Source organism: Nioella sp. (genome assembly GCF_964229645.1).
Taxonomy (GTDB): Bacteria; Pseudomonadota; Alphaproteobacteria; order Rhodobacterales; family Rhodobacteraceae; genus Nioella.
In genome coordinates, this window is sequence record NZ_CAXREX010000148.1 from 1 (window position 1) to 8,184 (window position 8,184).

The 8,184-nt window shown below is 64.2% G+C and carries 11 protein-coding genes; 8 read left to right on the top strand and 3 right to left on the bottom strand.

Going from position 1 to position 8,184, the window contains the following annotated elements; all coding sequences use genetic code 11:
* The first annotated feature begins 416 nt into the window (after nucleotides 1–416).
* Together ACEQXV_RS09790 and ACEQXV_RS09795 are read left to right on the top strand one after the other, a co-directional pair.
* The gene (locus ACEQXV_RS09790) at nucleotides 417–1,307 is read left to right on the top strand and encodes a LysR family transcriptional regulator (RefSeq protein ID WP_370254329.1); all 891 of its coding nucleotides are present in this window, start codon (nucleotides 417–419) and stop codon (nucleotides 1,305–1,307) included.
* 1 nt (nucleotide 1,308) lies between these two features.
* Nucleotides 1,309–2,196 carry a DMT family transporter gene (locus ACEQXV_RS09795; protein WP_370268965.1) on the top strand — a complete coding sequence of 296 codons (888 nt, stop codon included), beginning with the start codon at nucleotides 1,309–1,311 and terminating at the stop codon, nucleotides 2,194–2,196.
* Nucleotides 2,197–2,199: 3 nt separating this feature from the next.
* On the opposite strand, the gene ACEQXV_RS09800 is transcribed toward ACEQXV_RS09795, so the two are convergent.
* Nucleotides 2,200–2,532, bottom strand: coding sequence for an ArsR/SmtB family transcription factor (locus ACEQXV_RS09800; protein ID WP_370254326.1), 333 nt, complete (start codon nucleotides 2,530–2,532; stop codon nucleotides 2,200–2,202).
* Between the two features lie 242 nt (nucleotides 2,533–2,774).
* On the opposite strand from ACEQXV_RS09800, the gene ACEQXV_RS09805 reads away from it, so the two are divergent.
* The 6 genes from ACEQXV_RS09805 to ACEQXV_RS09830 all read left to right on the top strand — a co-directional run bounded on the left by ACEQXV_RS09805 (nucleotide 2,775) and on the right by ACEQXV_RS09830 (nucleotide 6,577).
* Nucleotides 2,775–3,107 (top strand): AtpZ/AtpI family protein, encoded by a 333-nt coding sequence (locus tag ACEQXV_RS09805; protein ID WP_370254325.1) that lies wholly within the window; start codon nucleotides 2,775–2,777, stop codon nucleotides 3,105–3,107.
* A gap of 111 nt (nucleotides 3,108–3,218) precedes the next feature.
* Nucleotides 3,219–3,983: a F0F1 ATP synthase subunit A gene (locus ACEQXV_RS09810; protein WP_370254350.1), complete on the top strand. Its 765-nt coding sequence runs from the start codon at nucleotides 3,219–3,221 to the stop codon at nucleotides 3,981–3,983.
* Nucleotides 3,984–4,045: 62 nt separating this feature from the next.
* The gene (locus ACEQXV_RS09815; RefSeq protein WP_071691233.1) at nucleotides 4,046–4,270 is read left to right on the top strand and encodes a F0F1 ATP synthase subunit C; all 225 of its coding nucleotides are present in this window, start codon (nucleotides 4,046–4,048) and stop codon (nucleotides 4,268–4,270) included.
* A gap of 83 nt (nucleotides 4,271–4,353) precedes the next feature.
* Nucleotides 4,354–4,881 (top strand): F0F1 ATP synthase subunit B', encoded by a 528-nt coding sequence (locus ACEQXV_RS09820; RefSeq protein WP_370268966.1) that lies wholly within the window; start codon nucleotides 4,354–4,356, stop codon nucleotides 4,879–4,881.
* Nucleotides 4,882–4,886: 5 nt separating this feature from the next.
* Nucleotides 4,887–5,441, top strand: coding sequence for a F0F1 ATP synthase subunit B (locus ACEQXV_RS09825; RefSeq protein WP_370268968.1), 555 nt, complete (start codon nucleotides 4,887–4,889; stop codon nucleotides 5,439–5,441).
* Between the two features lie 119 nt (nucleotides 5,442–5,560).
* Nucleotides 5,561–6,577: an alcohol dehydrogenase catalytic domain-containing protein gene (locus ACEQXV_RS09830; RefSeq protein WP_370268969.1), complete on the top strand. Its 1,017-nt coding sequence runs from the start codon at nucleotides 5,561–5,563 to the stop codon at nucleotides 6,575–6,577.
* A gap of 47 nt (nucleotides 6,578–6,624) precedes the next feature.
* On the opposite strand, the gene ACEQXV_RS09835 is transcribed toward ACEQXV_RS09830, so the two are convergent.
* Together ACEQXV_RS09835 and ACEQXV_RS09840 are read right to left on the bottom strand one after the other, a co-directional pair.
* Nucleotides 6,625–7,200, bottom strand: coding sequence for a hypothetical protein (locus ACEQXV_RS09835; RefSeq protein WP_370268970.1), 576 nt, complete (start codon nucleotides 7,198–7,200; stop codon nucleotides 6,625–6,627).
* 63 nt (nucleotides 7,201–7,263) lie between these two features.
* On the bottom strand, nucleotides 7,264–8,181 hold the full coding sequence (locus tag ACEQXV_RS09840; protein ID WP_370268972.1) for a P1 family peptidase: 918 nt from the start codon (nucleotides 8,179–8,181) through the stop codon (nucleotides 7,264–7,266).
* Nucleotides 8,182–8,184: the final 3 nt, after the last annotated feature.

The window sequence follows — 8,184 nt, forward strand, 5'->3', positions numbered from 1 at the left end:
TGGGGTGAAGTTTGCCCCGACCCAGGTTTCGTCGATGAGCGGCAAGCCAGGGGCAAGGTCACGGGTGGTGACCGTGGCTTCGGGGAAGCGGGCAATGACCCGGTCGGTCAGGTCCCGGCTGACAGAGCCCGTGCGGCGGGCAGATGTGTCGATGCGAAGGATGGCAGTGGCAGTCATGGCAGGTGTCCTTGGATTGAAACTGTACCTGGCAGCCAAGATGGGGATGGCATAAATTCACAAAAGGAGGAAAAGTGAACCATAAATGCGCAATTTTGCACAATGAAGTGGAGAGGCTTGGAGGCGGTGAGGCTCAGGGCACACGCGGAGCGCCCTTCTCTTTTTTCTTGCGGAGGCGAACATGAAGGGCATCATGGGCGCGGAAGCGTGATGTAGTGCACAGACAGGACGAGGGCCGAATGTCATTCAGCGATTGGGACGAGATCCGCACCGCTTACCAGGTGGCGCGCATGGGAACGGTCAGTGGCGCCGCCGAGGTTCTGGGCGTGCACCATGCCACGGTGATCCGTCACATCGACTCGCTCGAAGCGCGCCTTGGCGCCAAGCTTTTCCAGCGCCATGCGCGCGGATACACCCCGACCGAGGCAGGGCAGGACCTGCTGGCCGTGGGAGGGCGTGCCGACGACCAGTTCAGCCAGCTCGCCAGCCGGATCAAGGGACGCGGCAACGAAGTGACAGGCGAGCTTCTGATCACGTCGCTGACCGCCATCGCGCCCCTCGTCGTGCCTGCCCTGGGCGAGTTCCAGGAGGCCCATCCCGACCTGGAGATCCAGTTCCTGACCGACACGCGGCTCTACCGCCTGGAATATGGCGAGGCACATGTGGCCATCCGCGCGGGCAAGCCCGGCGACAACCAGGACAATATCGTGCAGCCCTACTGCACGCTGTCGACCGTGCTTTGTGCCACGCGGGACTATCTCGATCGCTTCGGGCCGCTGTCCGAGGAAACGATCGGCCAGCACCGTTTTGTCGGCACTACCCAGGACAACCCGCGCGCGCCCTTCCTGCGCTGGCTTGTCGATGTGGTGCCCAAGGAATGCATCCGGTTCCGCTGCAACGACATCGATTCCATGACCCAGGCCGTCAAGGCAGGGATGGGGATCGGCTTCGTGTCCAGTCTCGACCTGCAAACCTCCGATGATCTGGTCGAGATGCTGCCGCCGCTGGAAGAATGGTCGATCAAGCTGTGGCTTGTGACCCATATGGACCTGCACCGCACGGCCAAGGTTCAGACCGTTCTGCGCTTCCTCAAGGAAAAGGTCAGCGACTGGCCGGTGGACCCGGCCTGAGATGAGCGACAGGATCCGCGGCCACCTTGCGATGCTGGCCTTTTCGGCGCTGGTGGCGGGGTCCTTCTCCCTCGGATCCATGGCGTCCGTTCACATCGACCCGGCGGCCTTCAACGCAGTCCGGTTCGTGATCGGCGCCGTCGTCGTGGCCGGGATGGTCGTGCGGCTGACACCCGGCGGCTTTCAGCGTCTCCAATTTCGGGCCCCCTGGCGCTACCTGCGTCTTGGGGGGCTGTTCGGCGCCTATTTCGTGCTGATGTTCGAGGGTCTGAAAACCGCACCGCCGGTATCGGCGGCGGCGGTCTTTACCCTGACACCGATCATGACGGCGGGCTTCGGTTTCCTCCTGCTGAGACAAGTGATGACGGGGCGCATGGCGCTGGCGCTGGCAATCGGGGCGGCAGGCGCGCTCTGGGTCATATTCAGGGCCGACCTGTCGGCGCTTATGGCCTTCGAGATCGGACGGGGCGAAGTCATCTACTTCATCGGTTGCATTGCCCACGCGCTTTACACGCCCCTCGTACGGATGCTGAACCGGCGGGAGCCTGTTCTGGTATTCACTTTCGGCACCATGGTCGGGGGTGCGCTCGTCCTCTTCGGATGGGGCTGGGCAGAGGTTCTGGCGACCGACTGGGCCAACCTGCCCACGATCGTCTGGGTGACGCTTGGCTATACGGCGATTTTCGCCTCGGCGGTCAGCATCGTCCTCTTGCAATTCGCAAGCCTGCGTCTGCCTGCCTCGAAGGTCATGGCGTATACCTACCTGACGCCCACCTGGGTCATCGGATGGGAATTCTTTCTCGGAAACGGGTTGCCGACAGTCTTCGTCCTGGGGGGCGTGATGCTGACCGTGCTGGCTCTTGGACTGCTTCTGAAAGATGAGGGATAGGCGCTATTCCTCCTCGTCCCCCAACTCGCTTGCAAGGAAAGCTTCGAACGCATCGAGATTGACCGGCTCGAACTGGCCGAAGCCTTGCATCCAGACCGACGCCCCTTTCAGCGCGTCGGGTTCCAGCTTGCACCATTTCACCCGCCCACGCTTTTCCTGGCTGATCAGCCCCGCGCCTGCGAGGATCGTCAGGTGCTTGGAAATGGCGGCAAGTGACATCTCGAATGGATCGGCCACATCGGTCACGGCCATGTCATCCTCCAGCAGCATCGTCAGGATGCGGCGGCGGGTGGGGTCGGCCAGGGCCGAGAACACGGTATCGAGATCAGCGCTCATGCCCGGCATATTCCGCTTGCGAGGGGCATCGTCAACCATCCGGTTGAATATATCATCAACCAAAGGGTTGAATATGCTTTTGGGCGCGGCTGGCGCATCAGCCCGAATGACCGGAATGTCGCACCTTTAAATAATCATTTATTATCAAGACTCTATACTGACCTTTCTGCCCGAAACTTCGCGTTGACTCTGATGGGGCACCTGCCTAGGTTCCGCCCGAACCTCTGAAGGGGGCGTTTGTCATGTCCGAAGGGCCCGATCCGGACCGTCTGAGAGACTTCGAAGACCGGTTGGAAAAGCTGAAGGCCAGCCAGCAGGACGACAAGCCTCATACCGAGGAGCACTATTCGATGGCGCAGCATGCCTGGCGGATGGTGATAGAGCTTGTGGCCGGTCTGGGGATCGGTTTTGCCATGGGCTACGGACTTGATGCGCTCTTTGGCAGCGCGCCGTGGCTGATGGTGATATTTACATTGCTGGGCTTCGTGGCCGGGGTGAAGACGATGATCCGCTCCGCCCACGAGATCCAGAAGGAAAACGAAGCGGCACTGGCCGCGCGCGACGAGAGGGAATGACACGTGTCGGACGAAGCACAAGACCAGACCCACGGTGAGGCAACCGCAGCCGAGCATGGCGCGGAAGCCACCCACGGCACCGAAGAGGTTGCGGGCCACGGCGCGGATGCGCTGCATGGTGCCGATGCCGCGCACGGTGCCGAAGGCGGTCTGCAGATCCACCCGATGGATCAGTTCATCGTTCAGCCGCTGTTCGGGGACGGGCCGATCGCCTGGTACACCCCCACCAACGTGACCCTGTGGATGCTGCTGGCCATTGTCGGCGTGTTCATCCTGATGGTCATGGGCTCTCGTGGCCGGGCCATCGTGCCCTCGCGCGCCCAGTCCGTTGCGGAGCTGACCTACGGCTTCATCCGCAAGATGGTCGAAGACGTGGCGGGCAAGGATGCTCTGCCGTTCTTCCCCTACATCATGACCCTCTTCCTGTTCATCGTGATGGCCAACTTCCTCGGCCTCATCCCGATGAGCTTCACCACCACCTCGCACATCGCCGTGACCGCGGTGCTGGCGCTGGCCGTGTTCCTGACCGTGACCGCCGTCGGTTTCATCAAGAACGGCGCAGCCTTCCTGGGCCTCTTCTGGGTGTCCTCGGCGCCGATGGCTCTGCGGCCGATTCTGGCGATCATCGAGCTCATCTCTTACTTCGTGCGCCCCGTCAGCCACTCCATCCGTCTTGCAGGCAACGTCATGGCAGGCCACGCGGTGATCAAGGTGTTCGCGGGCTTCGCCGGGGTTCTGGGCCTTGGTGCTGTCGCCCCCATCGTGGCGATCACGGCCGTCTACGGGCTCGAGGTTCTGGTGGCCTTCATCCAGGCATATGTCTTCACGATCCTGACCTGTGTTTACCTGCGCGATGCGCTGCATCCGTCGCACTAAGGTCCTGATCTGAACGCTTCACACACTCATATCGACAACTTCCAATCGTAAGGAGAAATCACATGGAAGGCGATCTCGCACACATCGGCGCAGGCCTGGCAGCAATCGGTTCCGGCGCAGCCGCAATCGGTGTGGGCCACGTGGCTGGCAACTTCCTGTCCGGCGCCCTGCGCAACCCCTCTGCCGCAGCCGGTCAGACCGCAACCCTCTTCATCGGCATCGCATTCGCAGAAGCACTGGGCATCTTTGCATTCCTCGTCGCTCTGCTGCTGATGTTCGCCGTCTAAGCCTTTCGCGAACCATCCTTACGGCCGGGCCGCTTGCCATGCGTGCAGGCGGTCCGGTGTAACCAGGTTCCACGGAGGACAAGATGGCCGTTGACGCACACGACGCCGCCGCATCCGCACCCGGTATGCCGCAGCTCGATTTTTCTACCTTCCCGAACCAGATCTTCTGGCTCGTGGTCACCATCGTGGTGATCTACCTGATCCTGTCGCGCGTCGCTCTGCCCCGCATCGGGGCCGTTCTGGCCGAGCGTCAGGGGACCATAACGAATGACATCGCCGCCGCCGAGGACCTCAAGCGTCAGGCCGCCGAAGCAGAGGACGCCTATAACAAGGCCCTCGCCGACGCCCGTGCCGAAGCGCAGGCCATCGCAGCCGAGGCGCGCGCCGAAATCATGGCGGACCTGGCCGACGCAACCGCGAAGGCCGATGCCGAGATCTCGGCCAAGGCGGCGGAATCCGCGGCCCGCATCGACGAGATCCGCGCCGGCGCTCTCGAAGCCGTCCAAATCGTCGCCCGTGACACGGCCGCCGAGATCGTGGCAACGCTGGCGCCTGCTGCCTCGGACGAGGACAGCATTGCAGCCGCCGTCACCGCACGTGTGAAAGGATAAGAGACATGAAACGCCTCGCAGTTCTTTTCGCACTGATCGGTTCGCCCGCCATGGCGGCATCCGGCCCGTTCTTCTCGCTCTTCAACACCAACTTCGTGGTGCTGATCGCCTTCCTCGTGTTCATCGGGGTCCTGGTCTACTTCAAGGTGCCCAGCATCCTGATGGGCCTGCTCGACCAGCGCGCTGAAGGCATCCGCAACGAGCTGGACGAAGCCCGCGCCCTGCGCGAAGAGGCACAGACGATCCTTGCCTCCTACGAGCGCAAGCAGCGTGAAGTGGCCGAGCAGTCCGAGCGTATCGTCGCCCAGGCCCGCGAAGAAGCCCAGGCCGCTGCCGAACAGGCCAAGGCCGACCTGAAGGCCTCGATCGCGCGCCGCCTGGCCGCTGCCGAGGATCAGATCGCCTCTGCCGAAGCCGGCGCCCTGCGCGAAGTGCGTGATCGTGCCGTGTCGATCGCCGTGGCCGCCGCGGCCGAGGTGATCGCCGCCAAGACCAGCGCCGCCGATCAGAACAAGCTGATCGACTCCGCCATCGAAGAGGTCTCGGCCCGCCTGCACTAAGCAGACAGACCGACCAGTAGATTGAGGCCCCCGGCTGACGCCATGTCATGCCGGGGGTTTCCTTTTCTGCGGGCCCGCGATTGGCTAGGCTGGTTCCACCTCCCGAGGAGACCAGCCCGATGACCCTGCCCAAGACGATGACCGCGCTCATTCTGCGCCAGGACGGTTATGCCCCCGGCACGGGCGAGATGCCGACAGATCTCTCCCCCTTCGTGGATCTGGCAGAAATCCCGGTGCCAGAGCCGCGCGAGGGCCAGGTCCTGGTCAAGGTGGCGCGCGCGGCAGTGAATCCCTCGGATCTGATGTTCGTGTCGGGCCAATATGGACAGCCGCGCAAGGCTGGCCTGCCCGCGGGCTTCGAGGGCGTGGGTGAGGTTGTGGCGGGGAACCCGGCGCTCCTGGGCCAGAGGGTCAGCTTTTTCGGCATGGGATGGGGCACCTGGGCGGAATACGCGATTGCCGATGCCCGCATGATGATCCCGCTGCGCCCGGATGTGTCCGATGCCGATGCGGCGGGGCTGATCGTGAACCCCATGACGGCCATGGCGATGTTCGACATCGCGCGCGAAGACGGGGCAGGGGCGTTCGTCTTCACGGCTGGCGGCTCGCAGCTCGGGAAATTCCTGCTCGGATTGGCCCGGGACACAGGGGTCGCCGCGATCCCGGTGGTGCGTCGCGCGGAGCAGGCCCCGGCGCTGAAGGCGCTCGGAGCGGCCGAGGTGCTGGTCAGCACCTCTCCGGATTTCGTGAAACGGGCGAAAGATGTCTTCGCCAAGCATGGTCCGCGCATCCTGCTCGATGCCGTGGCCGACCAGGTTGCGGCCGATCTCTTCGCTGCCATGCCGCGCGGCGCGCGCTGGATCTGCTACGGACGGCTGGCCTCGACGCCGCCACGGCTCGACCAGATGGGGCAGTTCATCTTCATGAACAAACGGATCGAAGGTTTCTGGCTGACGAACTGGCTTCGCGCGACTCCACCCGAGACCGTCGCGCAGGTGGTGGCCGAGATGCAGGGCCGCTTTGCCAGCGGCGCCTGGCGCACCGATGTTTCTGAGCTCTTGCCGCTTTCACAGGCGCTGGAGCGCTTCCCGGCAGCGTTGTCAGCAAAGGACGCCAAGGTCCAGATTGCCCCCTGACCCAGGGGGCGATGGCACGACCCGCCGGGTCGTGCCACGGTTCGGCATTACATGCCGAACATCATCATCTCGCGGAAGTCCATCTGTTCGAGATGTTCGACCATGATATCCGTTTCGCCATCCTCGGCCTGAACCAGGATGCGGTTGCCGATCAGGGCGGACAGATTGCCGTCCTGGTTGAGGAAGCTCTGCCGGTTGATGCGCACGATCGGCCCCATGGCCGCCATCATCTGGGCATTGCCGAGCATGGCCCCCATCGAGGTGACCATCGGGTTGTCGGCCATCAGGGTGACGGTGAAACAGCCGCTTGCCCCGCAATACTCACCACGCGCGATCGTGCCCCCGCCGATAAAGCCCATGCCCTGGGCCGCGTCGGGGTCGATCGTCATGGTCCAACCGTCAAGCGGCGCCGGAAGGAATCCCTGCAGCCCCTCGGCCACCAGCCCGTTCAGCAGCTGCTGTGCATAAGCCAGCTCTTCCAGGGCATATTGGATGTCGCCGTCTTCATAGGCGTCCATCGCCGATTGAAGCGTCGTCATGATCTCGTCCTCGTGGCTGTCCGCAAGGGCCGTCAGCGGGGCGAGGGCCAGCGCGCCGGCCGTGACAAGAGACATCAGTCGCATTTGAAAACTCCGTGCTCAAAACAATGGCCGGAGTTTACAGCGCATCACCAAAGTTACCAAGGCCTAGCGAAAGCGTGACGCCCATGTCGGGAAGGGGTCGCCTTCGGCGGGCCTTGCCTCGTAGACGCCGCGCGCAATGGCGCGTGACAGGCAGAGCGCCGCCGCATGGCCGAGATGCAGCGCATCCCAGACCGGGTTGTCCAGGGGCCTGGCCCCGGTCGCGGCGGCAAAGACCAGGTCGCCGTCCATCGGCGTGTGGCTGGGATAGATCGCGCGCGCCATCCCGTCATGGGCCGCCGTTGCCATGCGCGTGGCCTGCGCCTGGGTCAGCAGGGCATCGGTGGCGATGATGGCGATGGTCGTGGCCTCGCCCGGGCCACCCTTGTGACGGAGGGGCTGGCTGGGGTCGAAGGACGGCGCGGGGCCGAGCCCGCCGAACTCATCGGCCATCTCGAAGGGCGCGGCCCAGAACTGCGGCCCGTCGCCCACGGTGACCTGGCCAAGAGCATTGACCACCACGAGCGCGCCAACCGTATGCCCCGAGGGCAGAACAACCGAGGCCGAGCCAAGCCCCCCTTTGAGATCGGCGATGATCGCCCCCGTGCCCGCCCCTGCAGTGCCAAGCGCGAAGGAGTCACCAGCTGCCGCCACCGCCTCGGATCCGAGCCGCTTGTAGGGGTTTTCGCCCCAGTCCTTGTCGCCCCCGTTGATCAGGTCGAAGACGATCGCCCCCGGCACGATGGGCACCAGCTGATCGCCCACGGCAAAGCCGCGTCCCTGCCGGCGCAGCCAATCCGCCACTCCCGAGGCAGCATCGAGCCCGAAGGCAGAGCCCCCGGAAAGGACCAGCGCCTCGACCTCCTGCACCGTCTTGTCCGGGGCCAGCAGGGCCGTTTCTCGCGTGCCCGGCGCACCGCCCATGACAGGGACCGCCGCAACGAAGGGTCTGTCGCCCACCAGCACGCTCGCGCCGGTCTTGATCCG